Source organism: Microvirga terrestris, from assembly GCF_015694425.1.
GTDB classification, from domain to species: domain Bacteria; phylum Pseudomonadota; class Alphaproteobacteria; order Rhizobiales; family Beijerinckiaceae; genus Microvirga; species Microvirga terrestris.
This window is the reverse complement of the sequence record NZ_JADQDN010000005.1, coordinates 1-24,609: the sequence shown is the minus strand read 5'-3', so window position 1 is coordinate 24,609 and position 24,609 is coordinate 1. Positions and strand designations below refer to the sequence as shown.

General features: G+C 60.0%; 20 protein-coding genes and 1 tRNA gene. 18 read left to right on the top strand and 3 right to left on the bottom strand.

The genetic code is table 11. The features are described from left to right. Positions 1 to 146 precede the first annotated feature (146 nt). The gene (locus tag I2H36_RS11280) at positions 147 to 1,481 is read right to left on the bottom strand and encodes a calcium-binding protein (protein WP_196264004.1); all 1,335 of its coding nucleotides are present in this window, start codon (positions 1,479 to 1,481) and stop codon (positions 147 to 149) included. A 200-nt stretch (positions 1,482 to 1,681) separates the two neighbouring features. On the opposite strand from I2H36_RS11280, the gene I2H36_RS11275 reads away from it, so the two are divergent. From I2H36_RS11275 to I2H36_RS20330, 5 genes are all read left to right on the top strand, one after another. Further along, on the top strand, positions 1,682 to 2,215 hold the full coding sequence (locus tag I2H36_RS11275; protein ID WP_196264288.1) for a single-stranded DNA-binding protein: 534 nt from the start codon (positions 1,682 to 1,684) through the stop codon (positions 2,213 to 2,215). 293 nt (positions 2,216 to 2,508) lie between these two features. Then, the gene (locus I2H36_RS11270) at positions 2,509 to 3,615 is read left to right on the top strand and encodes a helix-turn-helix transcriptional regulator (protein ID WP_196264003.1); all 1,107 of its coding nucleotides are present in this window, start codon (positions 2,509 to 2,511) and stop codon (positions 3,613 to 3,615) included. A gap of 244 nt (positions 3,616 to 3,859) precedes the next feature. Continuing rightward, positions 3,860 to 4,624, top strand: coding sequence for a sensor histidine kinase (locus tag I2H36_RS11265; RefSeq protein ID WP_196264002.1), 765 nt, complete (start codon positions 3,860 to 3,862; stop codon positions 4,622 to 4,624). 228 nt (positions 4,625 to 4,852) lie between these two features. After that, positions 4,853 to 5,080 (top strand): DUF6894 family protein, encoded by a 228-nt coding sequence (locus tag I2H36_RS11260; RefSeq protein WP_196264001.1) that lies wholly within the window; start codon positions 4,853 to 4,855, stop codon positions 5,078 to 5,080. 206 nt (positions 5,081 to 5,286) lie between these two features. Next, on the top strand, positions 5,287 to 8,070 hold the full coding sequence (locus I2H36_RS20330; protein WP_196264000.1) for a cadherin domain-containing protein: 2,784 nt from the start codon (positions 5,287 to 5,289) through the stop codon (positions 8,068 to 8,070). A gap of 66 nt (positions 8,071 to 8,136) precedes the next feature. Here the strand turns inward: I2H36_RS20330 and I2H36_RS11250 are convergent, their stop codons facing one another. After that, complete coding sequence (locus I2H36_RS11250; protein WP_196263999.1) at positions 8,137 to 9,567, bottom strand: calcium-binding protein; 1,431 nt, start codon at positions 9,565 to 9,567, stop codon at positions 8,137 to 8,139. Between the two features lie 194 nt (positions 9,568 to 9,761). Between I2H36_RS11250 and I2H36_RS11245 the strand changes: the two genes are divergently transcribed. Next, positions 9,762 to 10,880: a M20 family metallopeptidase gene (locus I2H36_RS11245; protein WP_196263998.1), complete on the top strand. Its 1,119-nt coding sequence runs from the start codon at positions 9,762 to 9,764 to the stop codon at positions 10,878 to 10,880. A 98-nt stretch (positions 10,881 to 10,978) separates the two neighbouring features. Further along, a complete protein-coding gene (locus tag I2H36_RS11240) occupies positions 10,979 to 11,350 on the top strand; it encodes a GNAT family N-acetyltransferase (RefSeq protein WP_425523301.1) in 372 nt (123 codons plus the stop codon). Here I2H36_RS11240 and I2H36_RS11235 read toward each other — a convergent pair. Further along, entirely contained in the window at positions 11,347 to 11,985 is a 639-nt protein-coding gene (locus tag I2H36_RS11235; RefSeq protein WP_196263997.1) for a MarC family protein, read from the bottom strand. The two genes, I2H36_RS11240 and I2H36_RS11235, sit on opposite strands and share 4 nt — an antisense overlap. Before the next feature lie 69 nt (positions 11,986 to 12,054). On the opposite strand from I2H36_RS11235, the gene I2H36_RS11230 reads away from it, so the two are divergent. The 11 genes from I2H36_RS11230 to I2H36_RS11180 all read left to right on the top strand — a co-directional run bounded on the left by I2H36_RS11230 (position 12,055) and on the right by I2H36_RS11180 (position 24,359). Further along, positions 12,055 to 12,909 (top strand): PP2C family serine/threonine-protein phosphatase, encoded by an 855-nt coding sequence (locus I2H36_RS11230; RefSeq protein WP_196263996.1) that lies wholly within the window; start codon positions 12,055 to 12,057, stop codon positions 12,907 to 12,909. A gap of 118 nt (positions 12,910 to 13,027) precedes the next feature. Then, complete coding sequence (locus I2H36_RS11225) at positions 13,028 to 13,777, top strand: SIMPL domain-containing protein (RefSeq protein ID WP_210331048.1); 750 nt, start codon at positions 13,028 to 13,030, stop codon at positions 13,775 to 13,777. Positions 13,778 to 14,814: 1,037 nt separating this feature from the next. Continuing rightward, entirely contained in the window at positions 14,815 to 17,592 is a 2,778-nt protein-coding gene (gene gyrA / locus I2H36_RS11220) for a DNA gyrase subunit A (protein WP_196263994.1), read from the top strand. 266 nt (positions 17,593 to 17,858) lie between these two features. Further along, positions 17,859 to 19,262 (top strand): calcium-binding protein, encoded by a 1,404-nt coding sequence (locus I2H36_RS11215; protein WP_196263993.1) that lies wholly within the window; start codon positions 17,859 to 17,861, stop codon positions 19,260 to 19,262. 273 nt (positions 19,263 to 19,535) lie between these two features. Further along, a complete protein-coding gene (gene coaD / locus I2H36_RS11210) occupies positions 19,536 to 20,036 on the top strand; it encodes a pantetheine-phosphate adenylyltransferase (RefSeq protein ID WP_196263992.1) in 501 nt (166 codons plus the stop codon). A 30-nt stretch (positions 20,037 to 20,066) separates the two neighbouring features. Then, positions 20,067 to 20,615, top strand: a complete 549-nt coding sequence (locus I2H36_RS11205) for a peptidylprolyl isomerase (RefSeq protein ID WP_196263991.1) — start codon at positions 20,067 to 20,069, stop codon at positions 20,613 to 20,615. Then, positions 20,615 to 21,121 carry a cell envelope integrity TolA family protein gene (locus I2H36_RS11200; RefSeq protein ID WP_196263990.1) on the top strand — a complete coding sequence of 169 codons (507 nt, stop codon included), beginning with the start codon at positions 20,615 to 20,617 and terminating at the stop codon, positions 21,119 to 21,121. The genes I2H36_RS11205 and I2H36_RS11200 overlap by 1 nt, the downstream gene beginning before the upstream one ends. A 116-nt stretch (positions 21,122 to 21,237) precedes the next feature. Next, complete coding sequence (locus tag I2H36_RS11195; RefSeq protein WP_196263989.1) at positions 21,238 to 21,705, top strand: peptidylprolyl isomerase; 468 nt, start codon at positions 21,238 to 21,240, stop codon at positions 21,703 to 21,705. 115 nt (positions 21,706 to 21,820) lie between these two features. Then, a complete protein-coding gene (gene queA, locus I2H36_RS11190) occupies positions 21,821 to 22,897 on the top strand; it encodes a tRNA preQ1(34) S-adenosylmethionine ribosyltransferase-isomerase QueA (protein WP_196263988.1) in 1,077 nt (358 codons plus the stop codon). Positions 22,898 to 22,955: 58 nt separating this feature from the next. Then, positions 22,956 to 24,137, top strand: coding sequence for a tRNA guanosine(34) transglycosylase Tgt (gene tgt / locus I2H36_RS11185; protein ID WP_196263987.1), 1,182 nt, complete (start codon positions 22,956 to 22,958; stop codon positions 24,135 to 24,137). 146 nt (positions 24,138 to 24,283) lie between these two features. Further along, positions 24,284 to 24,359: transfer RNA gene (locus I2H36_RS11180), tRNA-Lys, on the top strand. The last annotated feature ends 250 nt before the right edge of the window (positions 24,360 to 24,609 follow it).

Sequence of the window (24,609 nt, the reverse complement as noted above, 5' to 3'; positions counted from 1 at the left end):
TGCCCCAGCCGCCAGCGCAATGCGGCGGATGATTCCAGGAGCAGGATCCTAGAACAAAGGGGGTACGAAGGGCAAGCGGAGCCTAGAGTATTTCCCTTGAAAGGAAAAAGGCCCGCCGATGGCGGGCCTTCGGGTCGGTGCGAGCCTCAGATCACAAAGATGAAGTCGGAAGCCTTGAGAGCGGCTTTATTGGCCAGGGTCATCACGAGATCAAGATCGGATTCCGTCCCGATCCCATCGCGATCGTAGTAGAGTTTGCCGTCGTCCGTGTCGTAGAGGAACTGCGCCAGGGCCGAGGTAGCCTTCGGGTCGGCTCCGACGAGGAGTAGATTGGCCCTATCGAAGACGAGAGGGACCTCTTTTTTCAGGATGGGATCCTGTCGGGTGAAGCTGTTGGCGTTGATGACGAAGAAGTCGTCTTTCCCCGTAAAGTCCGCAATGTTGCAGTCCGAATACTGATTCAGGGCGAACTGGTCGTCGCCTTTGCCACCGATGAGGGTCACATCGCCTCTGCCGCTCAGCATGTCATCGCCCGCACCACCATTGACGGCGATCCCATTGGCCGGGTTCTCACTATTGAAGCCATAAGCGTAAAGGCTGTCGTTGCCCGAGCCGCCGTTGATCATACCGGACCTGCCGTATCCACTGATCGAGTCGTGCCCCTTCGAACCCGTAATAATGCTTCCCACATCCATATCGTAGATATCGGCGTCGACCTTCTCAAACTGGCCGGCCTTGATATCGAGATAGCCGATTTTGGCGGCAGACTTACCGGTCACCTTCGAGAAGTTAAGGGAATAAACTGTATACTCGGTGTCTCCCCCAAAGGCTTGGAGGACAAGCGTATCCATGCCCTTGCCCCCCAGGGCATTATCGCCACCATCAACGACGACCCTGTCATTGCCGTCGCCGCCCAGCAGCTTGTCCTTGCTCGGGGCAACCGGATTTTCGGGATCCGTGCTGGGGGTTGGGTCGGTGCCGTCGAGGAAGTCGTCGCCAGCGCCGCCGGACAGAAAGTCATTACCGGCCCCGCCGTATAGGCCGTCATCGCCCTTCCCGCCGTCGAGGCGGTCGTTGCCATCGTCTCCAACCAATTGGTCATCGTCGTCGCCACCGTAGAGCTTGTCATTTCCTTCCGCCCCAGTGAGGTTATCCCTCCCGGCGTCGCCATAAAGGCTGTCGTTGCCCTCGTTACCATTGAGAGAGTCTCTGCGCTCGCCACCATAGAGCTTGTCGTTGCCGAGGCCTCCATTCAGGTTGTCTCTGCCCAGCCCGCCGAGCGCCTTGTCCGAGCCGAGGCCGCCATAGATGGTGTCGTCGCCGTCGCCGCCGGTCAGGCTGTCGATACCGTCGTCCCCGACGATGTAGTCGTCGCCGGCGCGGCCGTCTAAAATATCCTTGAACTTCGAGCCGAAGAAGAAGTCGTCCGTAGTCGTCCCCTTGAGAGCCTTTTTCTTCGTCGTAATGCGATAAGTGGTCATATATTCCTCCATAACCGAGAAAAATTGACACGTTATCATGTTAAAATCAACCGGTGCTTGCATTGTTTGGCGGCCTTTAACGACGCAGAAAGGAACGGCATCCCTAAGCTGGGGACAGGCCTGTGCAGAACTCAGGCGCCGGCTTGCTCCGTGCTCCCTCCGGCCCCACAACAGCCCCATGTGAATGAGGAGTGGCTCCGATGGCGGGCAGCGTGAACAAGGTGATATTGGTAGGCAATCTGGGGCGCGACCCGGAGGTTCGCCGGCTGGGCAGCGGGGATCCGGTGGTTAACCTGCGGATTGCCACCTCCGAGACGTGGAAGGACAAGGCATCCGGCGAGCGCAAGGAGAAGACCGAGTGGCACTCGGTGGTGATCTTCAACGAGAACCTGGCCCGTGTGGCCGAGCAGTACCTGAAGAAGGGTTCGAAGGTGTACCTGGAGGGCCAGCTGCAGACGCGCAAGTGGACCGACCAGCAGGGGGTGGAGAAGTACTCCACCGAGGTGGTGCTGCAGCGCTTCCGCGGTGAACTGACGATCCTGGACAGCCGCGGTGGTGGCGGGTCCGAGTTCGGCGACGAGGAGCCGGGCCAGATCAGAAGTGGCGGCGACTTCGGACGATCCTCGCCCTCGCAGGACCGGCGTCCGGCTCCGTCTGCCGGTGGCAGCGGTGGCAGCGGCGGTGGCGGCGGCGGTTCGCGCTACAACGATCTCGACGACGACATCCCGTTCTAGTTGTCCTGCTCTGATACAAAGGCTGCCCTCTGGGGCAGCCTTTGCAGTGACTTACGATCGATATGCTGCAGAATTGCACAGTTCTTGAGGTCGCGTTGCTCGGAAAGCATCCTGATGGAGAAGAGATATCCGCCCAGTTCCGGAGGTCGACTTATCCTCGATAGCAAAACTGTAGGTTGAAGGAACCAAAAAGTAAGAGCGTCAGCGCATCTCTCCACTGTCAGAATTTCAGTTCTGACTTGTTCTTTCAACGCGCCTTCGCTCAAATTGCGTCATTCGTTCTGGTGGCTCCCATGAACCTCAATGACGCTTACAACGAATTGCTCGAAATCATTTACTCCCTGGAGCCTGGTAGCTGGGATCTTTTTGGGCGCCGAACCGGAGCTCTGCTCCACAGTGCCCATGGCTTGTATGTTTCTGGTCTGCCGCCGCCGCAATCCAAGCTCTTCCTGAGCCATAGTCTCGATGAGCGGTATTTCTCGATCTATCAGGATTACTATTACAAGGTCAGTGTTCTCTACCCGCGGCTGATCGGGAAGGTGCCGCCGGCTCAAGTGGTCTTGGACGTCAATATGGTCGATAAGGATGAGTTGCATAGGAGCGAGTACTATAACGACTGGGCGGCTCCACAGGATTTCCACCATGCTTGTGGTGTTTGGATCCCGATAGACGAAAACGCACGCATCGTTGCAGGCTACAACCGGTCGTCGCGCCTGGGGCGCTTCACGCCTGAGGAAGTGGCCTTCGTTCAAAGTTTGCTGCCGCATGTCGGCAGGGCAGCCCGACTTACGCAGAAGCTGGAACTTGGCAAAGCTGCCGCATCCGCTGGGCGCATTGCTCTCGAACACCTCGAAGCAGCGGTTTTCTTGGTTAGCCGCCAAGGCGTCGTTCTTGAGACGAATGCAGCAGCGCTCAGGCTAATGCGTAATCAAGGGACTTTTCGCCTTCACGCGGGCCGGCTCCATCTTCAGTTGAATCAAGGACAAAACTTCACGGACCTCGTGCGAAAGGTGCTCGACAGCCGTACCGGCACGAGTTTCATGATCCACCAGAGTGATGGGACGATGGTCCAGGCTTTCCTTAATCCTCTTTCCTCAAATGTGCTCTGGTCAAGTTCGCCTGGGGCAGTCCTGGTCGTTCAGAGCCGTGTTGCTGACGATTTAGCCTCGCTCCAGCGTCTCCGGACAGCTTACAAACTCACGGCTGCCGAAGAGCGCCTTCTACGAGCTCTCTGTGAAGGCGAAAGTGTCGCCGACTACTGCAATCGGACAGGTTTGAGCCGCAATACAGTCAAAACTCAAATGAGTAGCCTCTTCAGCAAAACCAACACATCGCGGCAAGCCGAACTCATCAGGTTGGCCCTCAGTCAGACCATGCTTCGCTTGCGATCTGCTGACTGAACTGGCGATCAAACAGCAAAGAAAACCTCGAAGGCCGCTCTTGTCGCACTTGCCTCTCTCATCGCACTTGCCTCTCTGAAAAGAGGGGAATTTCACCCGAATGGGTGATGTGGTGTCCTGTCCCATAAGGTAACCATTTCAACCGGCTCGGATGGGAGAAGGTGCTGCCGTGGCAGAGGGGCTTCAATCGGAACCGATAGTCAGAAGACCTAGGTGTTCGTCTTCGTTTGAGTTCGAAGATGCAATGCCAGAGGTCAGCTGCATTCCAGGAGGTGCGGCCCGCCAGCTGGAGCCTTCGACCCATACTCATGATGTGCCTTTGCCGGATCTTCTGTCGCTCCTCGCCCATCAGTTCATTGCTCCGCTGACCCAGGTTGATTCCTCCGCGCAACGGATGATTCACAGTGCTGGTCAGATGACACCCGACGAGATCATAGTCCGGGCGACCCGCATGAGACAGGCTGTGGCTCAACTGTCTGCATTGGTTCAATCCTTGATCCGCCGGGTTCAGCTGGACGGACGCACCAAGCTTCAACAGCGTGAATGCGACTGGACCGAACTGGTTTCAATCGCATGTGAGCAGGTTCGCACTCATCAGCCGGAACGACGCTTCAAGATCAAGAAGGGAAAGAGCGCATCCGTCCGATGCGATCCTCTCCTCTTGGAGCAGGTGTTCGAGCTTCTGATCGGCAATGCGGCGAAGTATTCCCCTCTCGAAAGCGCCATCGAAATTGAAGGGTTTGTCGTCGGCGGTAATTTCGCGATTGCTATTAAGGATCATGGCGTTGGCATTCCTGAGGAGGACTTGCCACTCCTGTTCCGACCGTTCTTTCGCTCAAGACGCACAACCTCTGTCAATGGCGTGGGACTGGGATTAGCCCTGGCCAATCAGATTGTGAATGCTCATAGCGGGAAAATCCATGTCGTGAGCCAGGAGGGAAGAGGCTCGACTTTCACCGTAATGTTGCCCATGGAAGGTTCATTGGCGGGTCAGGATGGTGAGCCATAATGTTCAGCCCGCCAACTTCAGGAAAAAAATATTTGTAAGCTTGATGTGAAGATACGCTCATTGTTAAGCTTGGGCGCTGTATCGGTGAGACGGTGTTTCAGGACGAAACTCTTCGATCCGATAACTAGCTCGATGCGAAACTGAAAACTTACCTTGCGTCAATGCATGGAAACTGCTCATTTATGAGTAGTTCATAGGTTGAGTGAACATCGCTGAGGTTGCTCTGGCGTGCACTGTTATTTTCATCTTGTGCACACGCACGAACGGATCCTCGACGAGACCGGCATCGAGGTCTCGGATCTCGAAGCAGCCCATTACCAAGCTCTGAAAGCTATCCAGGAATTAAAGCAGGAAGGCGAAGTCGACGATGTCGACTGGCATGGCTGGCAGCTGGAGGTCGTCGATGAAGCGGGCAGGGTCCTGCTGTCGATCCCGCTGGATGCGGCACAGCATTGAGCGCGTGTAGTATCGAGTTCATATCCCTATATGAACTCCAGTTCTAAGCCATCCAACCCTTCATTCTTTCCATCTAGGGTAGAATATTCCGACGACATAGGGTTGTGCGACGTCGCACATCGGCACTCTCAGAAATCTGAGAATGAACGATTGACGCAATGTTATATAGATTTATGACCCTGTCGGGATAGCTGGAGGAACTTGTAATGGCTACGCTCTCAAAGTGGGGAGATCGCATAGATGTCGGCGGTGGCGAAAAGTACAATCTGCAAGTGGCTGCACTCGCGAATGGGACCTTCGTTGCGGTTTGGAGCGAATTCAACGACGGCGAGTTCGATGTATATGCGCAGCTCTACAATGCCGATGGCTCCGGTAGAGGGCCAAGTTTCAAAATTAACGATGTTGATGAAACACCCTCGAATCAAATGTTTCCGGCTGTCACCGCTCTGAAAAATGGTGGGTTTGCCGTTGCTTGGCTCGACTTCGAAAACGGGGGTAACTCCGACATTAGGGTGCGAACCTTAGATGCGGATGGGAACCCTACGTCTGCGGAGCGCATTGCGATCCACGATGTTTCGCGCCCTCCCGAGGGGGGCTACATCGCGGCCCATATCGAATCCTTTGGCGACAGCTTCGTGGTCATGGCTAAGCATGGCGGCGCCGGCGAGGGCGTCGGCGCGCAATTCTTCGATGGACAGGGTGAGCCCCGGAATTTTAACCTTCCCGGTACGAACTTTCAATCGTATGGGGGCGCTACCATCGTTGGCGCGCCGGCAGGATCGACCCTTGAAGGCAAGTTCATTACGGCTGCCCTGGACACGGCACTGGATCAAATTCTCGTTCAGATTCACTCAGCCGGTGGAGGCGTAACTTATCGCTCGATCGATATAGCTCCGCTCACGGATAGTGTATCTGTGGCGGCTCTGCCGGGTGGACGCTTCATGGTTGCCTGGAAAGAAATCCAAGAAAATAGTATCCACAAAGTCAGGGCGATAGTTTACGGATCCAATGGCAATTCACAGGCTGCCTATGATCTGGTCGCGGCAAATTCTGAAATCCGTGACCCAGTGATTGCTGCCCTGCCCAACGGCGGTTTTGCGCTTGCCTACAGACAGAACAACGATATCTGGGCCCGGACATATAAGTCCGACGGCGTGCCCGATGGGCAGCCGCTTCTGGTTCACAATGATGTAGAGGACAAGCAGACCGAGCCGACGATCACGGTGCTGATCGATGGGCGATTCATCGTTGGATGGAATAATGAGGGCGCTGGTGCATCAACGAGCCTGCGCGCGCAAATCCTGGATTCCCGCGACGGAATGAACTGGACGGGCTCTGGATTGGAAGAGCATTATATTGGCTCAAGTGAGAATGACATCATCAATGGCGCTGGCGGAAGCGACACGCTGCTCGGCGGCGGTGGCGATGACATTCTGATTGGCGGTCTTGGGGCAGACACCCTGATCGGTGGCGATGAAGTGAACGACGGTCTCGACTGGGCCTCGTATATACATGCAGCCTCAGGTGTAGTGGCGGATCTATCGGATCGCAATAATAACGTCGGTGACAACAATGAAGCTAGAGGCGACATCTACATCGAGATCAGTAACTTGCAGGGGTCAAACCATGGAGACTCTTTGACCGGCAATGGACAGGCCAATTCCCTATCTGGTCTCGGCGGCAACGACGTGCTGCATGGAGGCGGCGGCAACGATCATATCCATGGCGGGGCAGGCGATGACATCCTGCGTGGCGGTAGTGGGGCCGATACCCTGATTGGTGGTGAAGAGGTCGACGACGGCCTCGATTGGGCCTCTTACATGGATGCGACCTCGGGTGTGACGGCCAACCTGTCGAACAGCGCGCTCAACAGGGGCGAGGCTGCTGCGGGTGACGTCTATATCGAGATCAGCGGCTTACAGGGTTCGAATTACGGCGACTCCCTGACCGGCAATGGACAGGGCAATGCCTTATCGGGTTTGGAAGGCATGGACCTTCTCAATGGCGCGGGTGGGAATGACGACCTCCATGGCGGCGACGGCAACGACACTCTCATCGGCGGAGCCGGCAACGACACCCTGGACGGGGGAGGAGGGTCGGACACGGCCGTGTTCTCCGGCAATCGCTCACAATATCAGATCAACCGTAAGACAGACGGCAGTCTCGATGTGACTGTCACTGGGGCGGATGGCATTGATGTTCTGAAGAACGTGCGCGTGCTTCAGTTCCAGGATAGTGTTGAGGCTTTCAAAAACGCTGCGCCGACCAGTTTGTCCCTGTCGCAGGCTAGCATCGTGGAGAACGCACCTAGGAATGTGGAAGTGGGTACGCTGGCCGCCTCAGACGCAGACGGTGACAGGCTCACCTACAGCCTAGTTCCTGGATCGAGCGGCTCGTTCGCCATCAACGGCAACAAGCTCGTGGTCAATGGTCCGCTCGACTTCGAGACCAAGCCCGTGCACCAGGTGACGATCCAGGCCAGCGACGGCTTTGGCGGGGTGACGAGCCTGAACATGAACATCACCGTGACCAATGACACGGGCGAGACCACCCCGTTCACCATCCGCGGTACCGCCCGCGCGGATGTGCTCAGCGGCGAGAATGGCCACGACACCATCTACGGCAGTGGTGGTAACGATCAACTCACCGGCAATCGCGGCAAGGATGTGTTCGTTTTCGACAGCCGGCTCAACAAGAGCAGCAATGTCGATAAGGTGATGGATTTCCGTTACCAGGACGACAGCATCTACCTTGACAACAAGGTTTTCACCAAGCTGGGTTCCGGCACGTTCTCCAAGCCGAAGAAGTTCAAGTCGGACATGTTCACTGAGAGCAAGAAGGCCCAGGATGCCGAGGATCGCATCGTCTACGACAAGAAGACCGGTGCCTTGTACTACGACCAGGACGGCACCGGCGCAAAGGCGCAGATAAAGATCGCCACCATCACCAACAAGACCAAACTGTACTACCACGACTTCTTCGTGGTCTAGTGAATAGACCGGCGCTTGCGTCGTGCAGATATGCAAAAGGCCCGGAGAGTATCCGGGCCTTTTCGTTCAGAGGATGAAATCGACGGCTGTAAGCTGTGCTTTCAAGACCTTCTCGAGCTTGATGTAGTGACTTGTCCCAGACAGGTAGACGACAGAATAGTCCGTTTTTTGAGCAATGCTCAGCGCCTCGAAGGAGGCGAAGCGCCAGGCTCGCAGGTCGATCTGATCCTCTCCTGGCCGGAAGTACTGGATCGTATCCCTGCCGGACGAGAGGTCGAACCCGAAGAGATCGCGGCCACCGCCGCCATCCATGGTGTCGTTGCCGCTGCCGCCGTTCAGGTAATCCGCACCCGTCCCTCCGTAGGACGAGTCGCCAATGAGGCGGTCGTTTCCAGCGCCGCCATACATTGAATCGTTTCCGTATCCAGCATAAGCGCCCGTGACCTGAGCGTCCCCGTAGAGCACATCGTCGCCCGAGCCGCCATTGAGGTAGTCGTGGCCGCCGCGGCTTTGGTCATTCAGGGACACGGCATCGCCATAGAGCGTATCCTTGCCTGTGCTCCCATAGAGTGAGTCGTTCCCGCCGGCCGACGCGCCGATCATGCTGTAGGAATCGCCATAAAGCAGGTTGTTGCCGCTCTCGCCGGAAAGATAGTCGGAACCGCCGATCGCATACTCGGACATCGTATAGGCATCGCCATAAAGGCGGTCGTTACTGGAGCCGCCATAGAGCCTGTCGCTGCCGCCGATGGCGAACTCGCGCATGGAAGAGCCGTCACCATAGAGGTCGTCTTCCGAGCTGCCGCCCTTGAGAGTATCGGCTCCGCCTGTGGCAGAGTTGATGAGCGAGCGGGCATCTCCGTAGAGAACGTCCTTTCCGCTGTCGCCGTTCAGCGTGTCCGCTCCGCCGATGGCGCGGCTTGCCAGAGTATAGGCGTCGCCATAGAGCCTGTCCTCGTGGTTTCCGCCGGACAGGAGGTCTGCGCCACCCCGGGCGGAGCCGGTCAGCTTGTGTGCATCGCCGTAGAGGGAGTCATTGTCGTTCTCCCCATAAAGGCTGTCCGAACCTCCGACCGCCGTTGACGACATGGTATAGGCATCGCCGAACAGAATGTCGTTGTCGTAACCGCCATAGAGCTTGTCGGCGCCGCCCCGTGTGGAACCGGACATCGTGCGGGCATCGCCATAGAGCTTGTCGTAGCCGTACTCGCCCCAGATCCTGTCCGAACCGCCCCTGGCCGAATAGCTCATGGTATACGCGTCGCCATAGGCAGTGTCGCCGTCGAAGCCACCCCAAATCGAATCGCCGCCTGCTCGCGCCGTCAGCCGGAGCGTTCTTGCATCGCCGTAAAGATAATCTGCACCATGATAGCCATGAAGCGAATCGCCTGCGGTAGTGCCTGAACTGCGGGTGCCGCTGCTGTCGCCGTAGATCGTGTCGGAAACACTTGTTCCTTCGAGAAAATTTCTGCTGAGAGAACCAATCTTGCGTGCCATTTTTCTTGAAACCTTGTGAGGCTGCTATGCTTCGTCCTTTACTTCACCTTAGCGTAATAAGGTAGCGGGAAAGCACAGCTGCGTCATATGGACGTACTTTCCTAACATGCATGCCCACCATGATCCGTTCGCGGGCTTGATGTTCCCGCCAGGGAAGATTAGCCAGGGTAATGACCGATCGGAACGAAGAGATCATGAGCCGCTCCTCCCCATCCCTCGACACGCTTTTCACCTGGATCCGCACCGAGAGCCCGACCAGCGACCGGGCCGGCGTCAATTTGATGATGGACCTCGTTGTCGCGCAGATGCAGGACGCGCCGGTGGCGGTCGAGCGCATTCCGGGCACGGATGGCCTGGGCGATGTGCTGATGCTGCGGGCTGGCCCTCAGACGAGCGAGCCAGGTATCTTGGTCATGTCGCATCTCGACACGGTTCATCCGGTCGGCACCATCGAGCACGATCTGCCGATGCGGGTCGAGGGTGATCGGCTCTATGGGCCCGGCATCTACGACATGAAGGGCGGGGCCTGGTTCTGCCTCGAGGCGTTCAAGGATGTGGCGCGCCGGGGTACCGCAGCGCGGCCCATCACCTTCCTGGTGACGCCGGATGAGGAGATCGGCTCGCCGATCACCCGGCCGATGATCGAGGAACTCGGGCGCCGCTCGGCCTATGCCCTCGTGACCGAGCCTGCCCGCGACGGCGGCCAGATCGTCACGGCCCGCAAGGGCGTCGGGCGCTTCGACGTGCATGTGGAAGGCCGGCCTGCCCATGCAGGCTCGCGCCACAAGGACGGCCGCAATGCCATCTACGAGGCGGCGCGCCAGATTCTGGCCATCGAGGCCATGACCGATTACGCGCGCGGCATCACCACAACGGTGGGCATGGTATCCGGCGGCACGGCGATGAACACCATTCCGCAGCATTGCCGCTTCCCGGTGGACCTGAGGGTCGAGACCGTGGCGGACGGTGAGTCTGTGACGGCGGCGATCCTGGGACTGAAGCCCCAGAATCCAGACTTCAAGATCACTATCACCGGCGGCATGAACCGGCCGCCCTATGAGCGCAATGAGGCGACGTCCAAACTCTTCGACCACGCCAAGTCGCTGGCCGCCGAGATCGGCTTCGATCTCGTCTCCGCGCCCCGGGTCGGCGGTGGATCGGACGGCAACTTCACGGCAGCGCTCGGCATCCCGACCCTCGACGGCCTCGGCATCGACGGAGACGGCGCCCACACCCTCCAGGAGTACGGCCTCATCTCCTCCATTGCCCCGCGCCAAAGGCTCATGACACGCCTGCTGGAGACCCTGCGCTGAGCAGCATCGCGATCAGCGATCTGCGTGACCGGCCGGACTTCGCCAAGGCGGTCGCGGATCGCGTCTGGCGTGCCTTCTGGAAAGACAAGGGTCACCCATTGAGCCTGCTCACGGGTCTCGTGCAGGAAAACCTCGGACCGGGCCCGATCCCCACGGCCCTGGTGGCTCATGAAGGGGATCGGTTCGTCGGCACCGTCTCGATCATTGCCTCTGACGAGGACACGAGGCCGCAATACACCCCATGGGTTGCGGCGCTCTGGGTCGAGCCGGAAGACCGGCGACGGGGAATAGGCGCGGCACTCGTCGAAAGGGCTGCCGAATTCGTGTTCCGCTCCGGGGCAGGGCGGGTCTACCTCCTGTCAGGACCGCACCGGCGCTCATTCTACGAGCGGCTGGGCTGGTCCATGCTCGAAGTGATCGACGATGGGATGTCGATCCTGACCAGGGACGCCCCCGCGCGACAGGCTTAAGTCGCCCAGTCGCGGATCAGCGCCAGCACGCCGTCGATGATGAACTGAACGGCGAGCCCAGCGAGGATCACGCCCAGCAGCCGGGTCAGGACCACGTTGCCGGTGACGCCGAGCCAGCGGGAGACGCGGTCGGCGGCAGAGAACACCACGAGGCAGATCAAAATCCCTAACGCGATGAGGATGAGTAGGGCCGAGAGATAGGCCACGTTGCCGTTGGCGCGGCCGGCGAGCAGGATCACGGCCGTGATGGCGCCGGGCCCGGCCATGAGCGGGATGGCGAGCGGGAAGGCCGCGACATTGCGGATGTGGTCCTCGGTGATGGCGATGTCGGCCGTGTGCTGCTTGCGTTCGTTGCGGCGCTCGAACACCATCTCGAAGGCGATCCAGAACAGCAGCAGGCCGCCCGAGATGCGGAAGGCCGGAATGCCGACGCCGAGCAGGCGCAGCAGAACCTCGCCCCCGAGGCCGAAGAAGGCCAGGATGCCGAAGGCGATCAGGCTCGCCCGCACGGCCACCCGGCGCCGCTCCGCCGCGTTCATCCCCCGGGTCAGCGAGACGAAGATCGGCGCAAGCGCTGGCGGGTCGAGGGTGACGAGCATGGTCACCAGGGCGGCGGAGATATAGTCGAGGAGCATCGGCTGGACCTTCCTTCAAGCTTTGCGTTATGGCGTTCTCGAGGATGTTTGGCGAGGGGCGGAGCGATAATGTTCACGGTTTTGGATCGGATCAGCTGGCCGGGTCATCCGGACAAGCCCAATGAGGACATCTGCGGCGTCTCAGGCGATTGGGCCTGGGTGATCGACACGTCGATCTTTCCCGGGACGACGCCTGTCATGCACGGGGCCAGCGATGCCACATGGCTCGCAACCTTCGCGGACGAGCGGCTCTCGGACCTCGCGCCTCATGCGGAGGACGGCGTGACCCTTCTGCGCCATGTCATGGAGGAAGCCCGGACGATCTATCGGGCCATCGCGCCTGCTGAGCGGCATGAGGATTTCGTCGCCTGGCCGCTCGGGGCCATGACGCTGGTGCGCCGCAGAGGGAGCGTGCTCGATGCCTGGACCTTCGGCGACACCACGGCTTATGTCCGCCAGCCTGACGGGTCCTTGCAGGTTCTTGGCGATGCCTCCGGCCTGCGCGAGGCGGAGGCCGCCAAGGCGGCCGAGCTGATGCGGCAGGCAGGCTCCCGGCCCACGGCCATCCTCGCCGAGCCCGTCTTCCTCGCCTGGCTCGGGGAGCGCCGCGAGCGGCAGCGGAAAGGCGGCAATCTGCAGGCCTTGCTGAGCCTCAACCCGGACGCCGTCGACCGCCTGCGACACGAGACGGCGCCCTGTGGGGACGGCGCGGTGATCCTGCTTGCGTCAGATGGCTTCTCAGCCCTGGTCGATCTCTATCGGGCTATGGATGCCAAGGCGCTGATAGAAGCAGCGCTCACGTCCGGCCTTGAGCCTTTGGCAAAGCTGGCGCGAGAGGTCGAGACCCAGCGCGACCCGGATGGAAAGCTCTACCCGCGCTTCAAGGTTAGCGACGATACGACGGCAATCCTGCTGAAGGTTTAGATCCTTCTAGGGTTATTTTGCCTTGTGGCTACCAAGGCATGACAGCGGTTGTTGTGTAATCCAATTACATATAAGTTGAGATGACTGAAAGCTCTCGACCTATGCTGCTGTTCATCGGATGAATCTCGTGGTTCGCACAATCTGCCTTGCTGTTCTTGCCGTCCTCACCCTTGCTATCCCGAGTTTTGCGCAATCTGAGACGCAGCCCGTCCTAACTGTGCTCGGCAAAGGAACTTATGAAGCCAGGCCCGAGGAAGCTGGTTTCCGAGCAACCGTTTCGACAGATGGACGCACGCTTGACGCAGCAACCAAGCAGCATGAGGAGCGTGCCTCACGCGCTTTAAAGGCGTTGCAGGGCTTGCAGGCCGATGGCCTGACCATCGAGAAAAGTAATTTCAGGGTCAATGAGCGGCGAGTCCCGCGCCAGTTGACACCAGCAGAAGTCACACAAGGAAGACGTCCAGAGTCGCTTGTCGAGGGCTATACAGCAGTAACCACCTTTTCCGTCGGCATGTCGTCACTCGATAAACTCAACCAGAGTATATCGAAGCTTGCGGAAACCGGTCTATTCGAGATTTCGAGTGTTCAGTTTTATGTACGCAACGAGCGTGCCGCTCTCAATCAGGCGCGTCGGGCTGCTATGCTGGACGCTCGTGAGCAGGCCCAAGCCTATGCGGAGCCTGTGAATCTGAAGCTTGGACAAATCATAGCCATCACCGATGGTGAGGCGCGGCCTATCGACGGGATGGCTGATCTCCCTTTGAGACGGGCGGATGGCCCTTACACGGTCCAGATCGTCCCGCCTGCTACCTTGGAATTTTCAGCATCAGTCAATGTCACTTGGCGCATCGGTGAGAACGAGAAGTAAGGGCAAATCCCATTTTTCAGCTTAAGGCATTCAGAAGAGCATCATAAATGTCGGCCAAGTCTTGTTCCGATGATCTATGTCTTTGAGACGCCACGGTCCTAGAGACGATCATGGCCAAGACAAGCCAGGCCATGACGGCGAAATTTTGTTCTCTATTTGTTCTTGACAGTTGTCCTAAGCTCGGCTATAAGGTTGCTTAGATCTGTTCCTGTGAGGGGCGCGCTCGCGAGGCGTCGCAGTGTGGGAGCAGACACGGTCCCGCCGCAGGGCTCGCACCCCTGTGATCGCGGGTGGCCGATCCTGGCTTGATCCAGGTCCGCTGAAACAAACCGTGCGCGAAGAGCAGTTCGGCTCTTACATCTTCCATCCAAAGCGAGCCGGGCTGCCCTGAGCGCCACCCTCGACCAACCTTCAGGCTCGCAGCTTAGGCTGCGGGCCAAAAGGTGCTGGCTGTTTGACACCCCAACCACCCGCGTCACTCCGGACGGCAAAGCCGATCCGGGAGCGCAAGCCCAGCAAAGCACGCCATCCCAGGGCGGCACAGCCGAGTCCGGGATCCATAGCCACTGACGATGCGGCACAGGCGCGACGCTGCTCGCCCTCTCTTGAGACGGCGTGGTTCTGGATCCCCGCCTTTGCAGAGATCACAGCGGGAGGGTCCGGCACTTGATCCTATTCTCAACCTCGGATCGGCTCGCGCCGTCCGGCAGACGGTATGGCAGATCTCAATTAAAACAATGATTTAAGTGGAACGTCTCAGACAGGTTTTCAGCCCATCTGCAGCTCTGCGAAATGGTCACAGGCGCATGCTGGCGCTCAGTAGTGCGTCGTCAGACAATAAGTTGCTGAAACGTAAACGGATTTTCGCCCTCCCGTTGCCTCTGGAAAACCCGTCAAAAAGCTTGAAAAACGCGGCGTTCTCCCCCATGTAAGAGCCTGATTTCAATTGGATTCGCGGGCCTGCCGAATGGCTTGACGAAGCGGCATCGATAAGCCGCCTCTCGCGAAAGGGCAGACCGTTTTAAGAAAGACCAACCTTGACCGATCCGAACGATATCCGCCCCGGCGGCCCCGGCGGGGACCAGCCGGCGAGCGACATCAAGCTCATTTCCATCGTCGATGAGATGAAGCGCTCCTATCTCGATTACGCCATGAGCGTGATCGTGAGCCGCGCTCTGCCCGATGCGCGCGACGGCCTCAAGCCCGTGCACCGGCGCATCCTCTACTCGATGCACGAGAACGGCTACACGCCCGACAAGAAATACGTGAAGTCCGCCCGCATCGTCGGCGACGTGATGGGTCAGTACCACCCGCACGGCGACAGCGCGATCTATGACGCTTTGGTGCGCATGGCGCAGGACTTCTCGCTGCGCCTGATGCTCGTGGACGGGCAGGGCAATTTCGGCTCCGTGGACGGCGATCCGCCGGCGGCCATGCGCTACACCGAGTCCCGTCTGGCCAAGGCGGCGATGCCGCTTCTCGACGATATCGACAAGGACACGGTCGACTTCACGCCCAACTACGACGAGTCGAAGGACGAGCCGTCGGTTCTGCCGGCGCGCTTCCCGAACCTGCTCGTCAACGGCGCCGGCGGCATCGCGGTCGGCATGGCCACCAACATGCCGCCTCACAATCTGGGCGAGGTGATCGACGGCTGCTTGGCGTTCATCGATAATCCCGGCATCTCGGCGGAAGAGCTGATCGAGATCATTCCCGGACCGGACTTCCCGACCGGCGCTCTGATCCTCGGCCGCGCCGGCGCGCGCTCGGCCTACACCACGGGCCGCGGCTCTGTCATCATGCGGGCCAAGTCCGAGATCGAGGAGGTCCGTAAGGACCGCGAGGCGATCATCTTCACCGAGATCCCGTATCAGGTGAACAAGGCCTCGCTGATCGAGAAGATCGCCGAGCTGGTGCGCGAGAAGAAGATCGAGGGAATCTCGGACCTGCGCGACGAGTCGGACCGCGATGGCATGCGCATCGTGATTGAGATCAAGCGCGACGCCATGGCCGACGTTGTGCTCAACCAGCTCTATCGCTACACGCCGCTGCAGACGAGCTTCGGCTGCAACATGGTGGCGCTCAACGGCGGCCGTCCCGAGCTGATGACGCTGAAGGACCTGATCCAGGCCTTTGTCGACTTCCGCGAAGAAGTCGTGTCGCGCCGGACCAAGTTCCTGCTCAACAAGGCCCGCGAGCGTGCCCACGTGCTGTGCGGTCTGGCGATCGCGGTCGCCAATATCGACGAGGTCATCCGCCTCATCCGCACCGCGCCGGATCCGAACGCCGCCCGCGAAGCCCTCATGGGCCGCGACTGGCCGGCGCACGACATTGCGCCGCTGATCGCGCTGGTGGACGATCCGCGCCACCGGATCAATGAGGACGGCACCTACCGTCTCTCCGAGACCCAGGCCCGTGCCATTCTCGACCTGCGCCTGCAGCGCCTGACCGCTCTGGGCCGGGACGAGGTCGGCGACGAACTGTCGAAGCTTGCTGCCGAAATCTCGGATTATCTCGACATCCTGCGCTCGCGCGAGCGCATCATGGGCATCATCAAGGGCGAGCTGACGGATGTCCGCAACACCTTCGCGACGCCGCGCAAGACGCAGATCGTCGATTGGGATTCCGATCTCGACGATGAGGACCTGATCGCCCGCGAGGACATGGTCGTCACCGTGTCCCATGCCGGCTACATCAAGCGCGTGCCGCTCTCGACCTACCGGGCGCAGCGCCGCGGCGGCAAGGGCCGTTCCGCCATGACCACGCGCGACGAGGATTTCGTTACGCGCCTGTTCGTGGCCAATACCCACACGCCCGTGATCTTCTTCTCGTCCGAGGGCCAGGCCTACAAGGAGAAAGTGTGGCGCCTGCCGCTGGCGGCTCCGAACGCCAAGGGCAAGGCCCTGGTGAACATGCTGCCCATCAAGCAGGGCGAGCGCATCACCACCATCATGCCGCTGCCCGAGGAAGAGGCGTCCTGGGACAAGCTCGACGTGATGTTCGCCACGTCCCGCGGCACGGTTCGCCGCAACAAGCTGTCGGACTTCGTCCAGGTCAATCGCGGCGGCAAGATCGCCATGAAGCTGGATGAAGGCGAGCATATCGTCGATGTGCAGATCTGCTCGGAGAACGACGACGTGCTGCTTACCACGGCCAAGGGTCAGTGCATCCGCTTCCCGGTCACGGACGTGCGTGTCTTCAAGGGCCGTGACTCCATGGGCGTGCGCGGCATCAATCTGGCCCAGGGCGACGACATCATCTCCATGGCGATCCTGCGCCACGTGGAAGCGACCGGCGAGGAGCGGGCGGCCTATCTCAAGATGCGCCGCGCGGTCACCGGCGAGCAGATGGGCTCGGATGCCGATGCCTCGGATGAGGCAGAGGAAGCTTCAGCCGAGAACGTCTCGCTCTCGCAGGAGCGCTATGCCGAGATGAGCGCGCTGGAGCAGTGCATCCTGACCCTGTCTGAGAAGGGCTACGGCAAGCGGACGCTGTCCTATGAGTACCGCATCACCGGCCGCGGCGGCAAAGGCATCACGGCCATGGCGGTCAACAGCCGCAACGGCAAGCTGGTGGCGTCGTTCCCGGTGGAGAGCTCGGACCAGATCATGCTCGTCACCGACGGCGGCCAACTGATCCGCGTGCCAGTCGAAGGCATCCGCGTCGTCGGCCGCAACTCGCAGGGCGTCACTGTCTTCTCCACTCGCGACAAGGAAAAGGTGGTCTCGGTGGAGCACATCGAGGGCGAGGACGCCGAGGAGGTCGAAGGCGTCGATGACGCCGCGACCGAGGGTGGTGAGGCTGCGGAAGAGTAAGATCTTCTACTCGTTCAAGACTGTGAAACCCGCTGGCGTAAGCCGGCGGGTTTTTTGTGATGCGATGCCGCGCCACAACCTTTGAGGAGCGATAAAGGTTGCGTTATAAGAAACAGTGTAGCATTTCATGGGCAGCTTGTTTTTTATAAGGGCGTAACATGCCGGTCAATATTGTAGGAACCGATCAATCCCAGATCTTTTCGGTGCGGGGAGCTGAGCTTAGCAGCGGTTCGATCGATGGTGGTGGTGGAATTGACACTTTGGAGTTGAGAGACCTTCTCTACCCGCAGACCTTCGACTTCACCACTTTGACGACATTCAAGAACATTGAAATCATCAAAGGCGTTATCGAGGTAGCGAAGATACGCATCCGCGCGGATCAGCTGGCGGACGTGACCACCATCGACAGCGATGGTTCCGAGCACCTCGATCAAGTGATGATCGTGGGATCGAAGATCAATCTGCTCGGGAAGAGCTTCATCGGCAATCTCGTCATCCAGCCGGAGACGGCCAATGCGGAAATCGATGTCTCCGACTTCGCCACCGCGAGCTTGATCAAGCCTGCGGTACGCGGAACCCATGTCCGCATTCAAAACGGCACGCTGACGCCAGAGCAGCGCGTTGCTCTCTATGACCAGGGCATTGATATCATCACCGATGCCGCGGGGGTTTCGACGGCATCGGGGCCGGTCCTGACGGCGCTCGATGGTGACGCGATCTCCTACAAGGGCGGCGAAGCGATCGTCGATGTGGGATCCAATGCCGCTCTCACGTCTCAGGGCCATCTGAAAAGCTTGGTCGTCAAGCTCGTCGGAAAGCACGGCATCTTCGATATTCTCGACATGGAATTGAGTTCGCACCTGAAGATCGGGGGGACGAATTCCGCGGGCGAGAACAGGCTTTTCTACGATAATGTTGAGATCGGCAGCGTCTTTCGTGAAACATTCGAAGGAAGCCTGCACTTCAGCTTCAACGGACATGCCACGGTCGGACATGTCCAGGAAGTTATCAGATCGATCAGTTATTCATATGATCTTACCCCTCCATCGTCAGGCTCGCTCAAGGTGGAGTTCACCCTGCAGGATGCCGGAGGACGTGTTGCCAAGGCCACCTCAAGCATCAGCTTCGGCCCTGAGCCTACTCCGCAGCCGGACCCCGTCTCCGGTACGGATGGGAACGATACCTTGAATGGCTCGGGAGGCAAGGACATCCTCAAAGGGCTGCTTGGCGACGACATCCTGAAAGGTTTGGCAGGTAACGACGACCTCGATGGCGGTGCGGGCAACGACCGGATCTGGGGCGGGTCGGGCATCGATACGCTCAGGGGTGATGCGGGCCGCGACATCTTCGTGTTCGACACCAAGGCTAACAAGAACACGAACCGGGACAAACTCGTCGACTTCAAGGTGAAGGACGATTCGATCTGGCTCGACAACAAGGTCTTCGCCAAGCTCGGCAAGAGCGGTTCGGAGCAGAAGCCTTCACAGATGAAGAAAGACTTCTTCACCATTGGGTCAAAGGCCAAGGACAAGAACGACTACATCGTCTACGACAAGACCAAGGGCGTACTCTACTACGATGCCGACGGCTCGGGGAAGGGCAAGGCGGTGGAGATCGCCACGCTCTCCAAGAAGCTCACCATGACCTACAAGGATTTCTTCGTGATTTGATCATTGAAGATTAGACGGAGATATGGATTGAGCCAGCCTTTGAGTATTCTTGAAGGCTGGCTTTTCGTTGCTTGCGCTTAACTCAGGCTCGCCAGGGCAGCCGGGCTCAGTACGGCTACGGCGGTGGCAAATACGATGCAGAGGCGGAAGATCATGGTGCTCTCCTGAAACCTTGACTTTAGGTTAGCTGGAATATTCCACGCTCCCGTCCGGCCCGCAGTGTGCCACCGCACGGCTTGCAGGGCGGCCCCAATCCGGCTACGCCTTGGCCTCATGACACGCACCGCCCTCTATACCGGCAGCTTTGATCCCGTCACCAACGGCCACCTGGACGTTCTCCGCCAGGCCTGCAGCGTGGCGGACAGGATCGTGATCGCCATTGGAGTCCATTCCTCGAAGGCGCCCGTCTTCCCGGCCGAGGAGCGGGCCGAGATGCTCCAGGCCGTCTGCGGGCCGATGCTGCAGGCGAGGGGCGTCGCGCTCGAGGTCGTTACCTTCAACGATCTGGCCGTCGAGGCCGCCCGCCGGCACGGCGCAAGCCTCATCGTGCGGGGCCTGCGGGACGGCACGGATTTCGATTACGAGATCCAGATGGCCTCCATGAATGCCACCATGGCGCCGGAGGTCCAGACCCTCTTCTTCCCGGCTTCGCCCGCTGTGCGCCCCATCACCGCCACGCTTGTGCGGCAGATCGCCGGGATGGGCGGCGATGTCTCGGCCTTCGTGCCGGGGCTTGTCGCCGAGCGCCTGGCGGCCAGATTCAAGCGGCCATAAGTTTCATCATCCACAGGGAGACATCCATCCATGAAGCGTTTGCTCGCAGCCGGAGCGCTCGTGCTCGCCGGCCTCGTACCAGTTGCCGCCCAGCAGGCCGCCGACCCGCAGAATACGGTCTTTCTCGACACCAAGGACGGCCGCATCACCATCCGCCTGCGCCCGGATCTTGCTCCCAAGCATGTTGAGCAGATCAAGGCTCTGACCAAGCGCGGCTTCTATAACGGCGTGGTCTTTCACCGGGTGATCGACGGCTTCATGGCCCAGACGGGCGATCCGACCGGTACCGGCACCGGCAAGTCCGACCTGCCCAACATCCCGGCCGAGTTCTCCCAGACCCAGTACAAGCGCGGTTCGGTTGGTATGGCCCGGTCCCAGAGTCCGGATTCGGCCAACAGCCAGTTCTTCATCTGCTATGATGGTTGCGGCCCGCTGACCGGCCAGTACACGCTGTTCGGCGAGGTCGTGTCCGGCATGGACGTGGTCGACAAAATCAAGAAGGGCAATCAGGCCGCCAACGGCATGGTGTCGAACCCGGACAAGATCGTGAAGATGCAGCTCGCCGCCGACGCGAAGTGATGCGCGACCTGCGATCATACGGAGCGTGGATCGCCGTATTTCTCCTGGGCCTGAGCCCGGCTCCGCCGGCGCTTGCCCAGGGGTTGTTCGGCGATCCCGACGACCGGCGCGAGCTGCCTCCGTCCCTGCCGCAGAGCTTCAACGGCATTATCTATCCCCCGAATGGCGAGGAAGTCCCGACGCGGGTCGACACCCTCAGCGACATCGTGCGTGCGATGCAGGCCTGCTGGCGGCCGACGAGCGTAGGCTATACCGGCCAATCAGTGACGATCCGCATCAGCTTCAAGCGAAACGGCGAGGTGCTCGGCAAACCCATGATCACCCATTATCGGGAGGGCGAACCGGATTCGGCCAACCGGGACGCCTTCACGCGAGCCGTGCGGGAGGCCCTGGTACGTTGCTCGCCAATGCCGTTCACGGACAAGCTCGGAGCGGCGGTGGCTGGTCGCCCGTTCACCTTCCGCTTCGTCGATTCCCCAGCCACGGAAAGATTCCAGCCCCTTTAACGCAACCTGCGGAGCCGAAGGTCTGCGTTACCGAGAAGCGGAACTCACTTTTGGTCCGATGCTCTGGAGACCGGCGGCCGCATCCCCTAAATACAAGCCATTCCAAGGAGATTTACATGGCAGATCCCGAGAACACTCTCATCATGGAGACCAGCAAGGGCCGCGTGGTTATCGAACTGCGCCCCGATCTCGCTCCAGGGCATGTGGAGCGCATCAAGACGCTCGCCCGCAAGGGCTTTTACGACGGTGTGGTCTTTCACCGGGTGATTGACGGCTTCATGGCTCAGACGGGCGATCCGACCGGTACAGGTAGTGGCGGCTCCGACCTGCCTGACCTGAAGGCCGAGTTCAATGCCGAGCCGCATGTGCGCGGTACCTGCTCGATGGCCCGCACGAACGCCCCGCATTCCGCGAACTCGCAGTTCTTCATCTGCTTCGACGATGCCCGCTTCCTCGACAAGCAGTACACCGTCTGGGGCAAGGTGACCGAAGGCATGGAGAACGTGGACAAGATCAAGCGCGGCGAGCCCGTGCGCGATCCGGATCGCATCGTCTCCATGAAGGTCGCGGCGGACGCGGCTTGAGACCTAGTCAACCTTCATCCGTCATGCCCGGGCTTGTCCCGGGCATCCACGTTTTGTCGCTTTAAGACGTGGATGGCCGCATCAAGTGCGGCCATGACGAGGAGAAAAGCCGCTAATGCGCGTCGACCTATTCGATTTCGACCTTCCTGAAACCAGCATCGCGCTCCGCCCCGTGGAGCCGCGCGATGCTGCGCGCATGCTCGTCGTCCGGCCGGCATCCGGTCTTGAGGACCGTATCGTCCGCGACCTGCCGGATCTGCTGCAGCCAGGCGACGTGCTGGTGCTCAACGACACCAAGGTCATCCCGTCCAGGCTCTACGGTCTTCGGGTGCGCGAAGAGACCGCCGCTCGTGTCGAGATCATGCTGCACAAGCGCGAGGGCGCCGACCGCTGGCGTGCCTTCGCGCGGCCGGCAAAAAAATTGAATGTGGGCGACCGGATCCGCTTCGGCGAGGATTCCGAGAGCACTGCCTGCGAGCTCGTGCGGCTCGATGCGGAAGTGGAGGAGAAAGGCGAGGGGGGCGACGTGGCTTTGCGCTTCTCCTTCGCTGGAGCTTTTCTCGACGAGGCGATCGCCCGGCTCGGAGAACTGCCGCTGCCGCCCTACATTGCAGGAAAGCGACCGACCGACGACAAGGACCTTGCGGATTACCAGACCGTCTATGCCAAGGACGAAGGCGCCGTTGCGGCTCCCACGGCCGGCCTGCATTTCACCGACGATCTCTTCCGTCGCCTCGACAATCGCGGCGTCACTCGGCATTTCGTGACGCTCCACGTGGGAGCAGGGACCTTCCTGCCCGTGAAGGCCGAGGACACGGAAGAGCACCGGATGCATGCGGAATGGGGCTCCGTCTCGGAGGAGACTGCCCACGCGCTCAACGAGGCAAGGGCCAGGGGAGGGCGCGTCGTTGCGGTGGGCACCACGTCCCTTCGCCTGCTGGAAAGCGCAGCCCAGGAGGACGGAACCATCGCGCCGTTTTCGGGCGATACGGCGATCTTCATCACCCCCGGCTACCGTTTCAAGGCTGTGGATGTCCTGATGACCAATTTCCACCTCCCGCGCTCGACCCTGTTCATGCTGGTTTCGGCGTTTGCAGGGCTCGATTGCATGGGGGCGGCCTATGCACATGCAATTGAGGCAGGCTATCGCTTCTACTCCTATGGCGATGCGAGTCTTCTGTTCCGGCGTTGATGTTCCATCTCTGTCCCCGGCGTGCGGAAGGGGATCCACTCTTAGACCGAGCTTCTGAATGACCACCGAGACCTTCACCTTCAACGTCAACAAAACCGACGGAACGGCCCGCACCGGAGAAATCCGGATGCCCCGCGGCGTCATCCGCACGCCGGCCTTCATGCCGGTCGGCACGGCCGCGACCGTGAAGGCCATGTATCCCGACCAGGTGAAAGCGCTTGGCGCCGACGTGGTGCTCGGCAATACCTATCACCTCATGCTGCGTCCCGGCGCGGAGCGGGTCGCCCGGCTCGGTGGGCTGCACCACTTCATGAACTGGCCTTACCCGATCCTGACGGATTCCGGCGGATTCCAGGTCATGTCCCTGTCGGCTCTGCGCAAGATCGACGAGACGGGGGTAACCTTCCAGTCGCATATCGATGGCTCGACCCATGCGCTGACGCCCGAGCGCTCCATCGAGATTCAGGGCCTACTCGGCTCCGATATCCAGATGCAACTCGACGAGTGCGTGAAGCTGCCGTGCCCCGACGACGTGGCCGAGAAGGCGATGCGCCTGTCTCTGCGCTGGGCGGAGCGCTGCCGGGTCGCGTTCGGCGAGCAGCCCGGTAAGGCTATGTTCGGCATCGTCCAGGGCGGGGCAGTGGCGCGGCTGCGCATTGAGAGCGCCCGGGAACTCGCTGATCTCGACCTCAAGGGCTATGCCATCGGCGGCCTTGCCGTGGGCGAGCCGCAGGAAGTCATGTTGCGGATGATCGAAACGGTCGAGCCGCATATGCCCAGGGAGAAGCCCCGCTACCTTATGGGCGTGGGAACGCCGGATGACATCGTCGAGGCGGTGCGCCGTGGCGTCGACATGTTCGACTGCGTCATGCCCACCCGCGCCGGCCGCCACGGCCAGGTCTTCACGCGCCACGGGCGCATGAACCTGCGCAACGCCCGTTTCGCCGAGGATACGAGCCCGCTCGATCCGGAATCGAAGTGCACGGCCTCCAACACCTATTCCAGGGCCTATCTTCACCATCTCGTCCGCTCCAACGAGATCTTAGGGATGATGCTGCTGACCTGGAACAATCTGGCCTATTACCAGGAACTGATGGCCGGCCTGCGCAAGGCCATCACCGATGGCCGCCTCGAAAGCTATATCGGCGAGGTCAAGGAAGGCTGGGCCAAGGGTGAGCGGGACAGTAAAGCGGAAGTAGGTCAGCACGCCGATAATACGGCCATGGCGGCGGAAGACTAAGCTTAGGCCGACACCAAGCTGTTTCCTCGCGAAAGAGTGTCCGGGCCTTAGCCCTTTAGGGCTCTGCGCCTGAGGAATACGACTGCAAGGCAGGGCTTTTCGATTGACCTAGGACCTAAGACCCCCTATCTCGGGCTCACCCCTGGGAGCGCGTAGCTCAGCCGGTAGAGCATCTGACTTTTAATCAGAGGGTCCTGGGTTCGAGTCCCAGCGCGCTCACCAAACTTTATCAAGCACTTAGCTGCTGAATGGGTTTGGTCATGCTTCCCAGAAAACCGGATTGGGAAGCGGATGGGAAGCAAGCTCGACTGAGTGAGCTTTTCCCCTGCTATCGCATCAGTTTCACCCGCAGGTCGAACCCTACTGCCAGAATCAGAAAACGTCAGTAATCAGCCAGATAGTGTTGATTTAGTCGGGCATTGATTGGGCTGGGTTGGCGTGATTCCATTCTCCTGTCGCTTTTTCGGAGGGC

Excerpts from the sequence above, each read along its gene's own strand:
- I2H36_RS11280 (WP_196264004.1), bottom strand. The coding sequence starts at position 1,481 with ATGACCACTTATCGCATTACGACGAAGAAAAAGGCTCTCAAGGGGACG.
- I2H36_RS11275 (WP_196264288.1), top strand. The coding sequence starts at position 1,682 with ATGGCGGGCAGCGTGAACAAGGTGATATTGGTAGGCAATCTGGGGCGC.
- I2H36_RS11270 (WP_196264003.1), top strand. The coding sequence starts at position 2,509 with ATGAACCTCAATGACGCTTACAACGAATTGCTCGAAATCATTTACTCC.
- I2H36_RS11265 (WP_196264002.1), top strand. The coding sequence starts at position 3,860 with ATGCCAGAGGTCAGCTGCATTCCAGGAGGTGCGGCCCGCCAGCTGGAG.
- I2H36_RS20330 (WP_196264000.1), top strand. The coding sequence starts at position 5,287 with ATGGCTACGCTCTCAAAGTGGGGAGATCGCATAGATGTCGGCGGTGGC.
- I2H36_RS11250 (WP_196263999.1), bottom strand. The coding sequence starts at position 9,567 with ATGGCACGCAAGATTGGTTCTCTCAGCAGAAATTTTCTCGAAGGAACA.
- I2H36_RS11245 (WP_196263998.1), top strand. The coding sequence starts at position 9,762 with ATGAGCCGCTCCTCCCCATCCCTCGACACGCTTTTCACCTGGATCCGC.
- I2H36_RS11235 (WP_196263997.1), bottom strand. The coding sequence starts at position 11,985 with ATGCTCCTCGACTATATCTCCGCCGCCCTGGTGACCATGCTCGTCACC.
- I2H36_RS11230 (WP_196263996.1), top strand. The coding sequence starts at position 12,055 with ATGTTCACGGTTTTGGATCGGATCAGCTGGCCGGGTCATCCGGACAAG.
- I2H36_RS11225 (WP_210331048.1), top strand. The coding sequence starts at position 13,028 with ATGAATCTCGTGGTTCGCACAATCTGCCTTGCTGTTCTTGCCGTCCTC.
- coaD (WP_196263992.1), top strand. The coding sequence starts at position 19,536 with ATGACACGCACCGCCCTCTATACCGGCAGCTTTGATCCCGTCACCAAC.
- I2H36_RS11205 (WP_196263991.1), top strand. The coding sequence starts at position 20,067 with ATGAAGCGTTTGCTCGCAGCCGGAGCGCTCGTGCTCGCCGGCCTCGTA.
- I2H36_RS11200 (WP_196263990.1), top strand. The coding sequence starts at position 20,615 with ATGCGCGACCTGCGATCATACGGAGCGTGGATCGCCGTATTTCTCCTG.
- I2H36_RS11195 (WP_196263989.1), top strand. The coding sequence starts at position 21,238 with ATGGCAGATCCCGAGAACACTCTCATCATGGAGACCAGCAAGGGCCGC.
- queA (WP_196263988.1), top strand. The coding sequence starts at position 21,821 with ATGCGCGTCGACCTATTCGATTTCGACCTTCCTGAAACCAGCATCGCG.
- tgt (WP_196263987.1), top strand. The coding sequence starts at position 22,956 with ATGACCACCGAGACCTTCACCTTCAACGTCAACAAAACCGACGGAACG.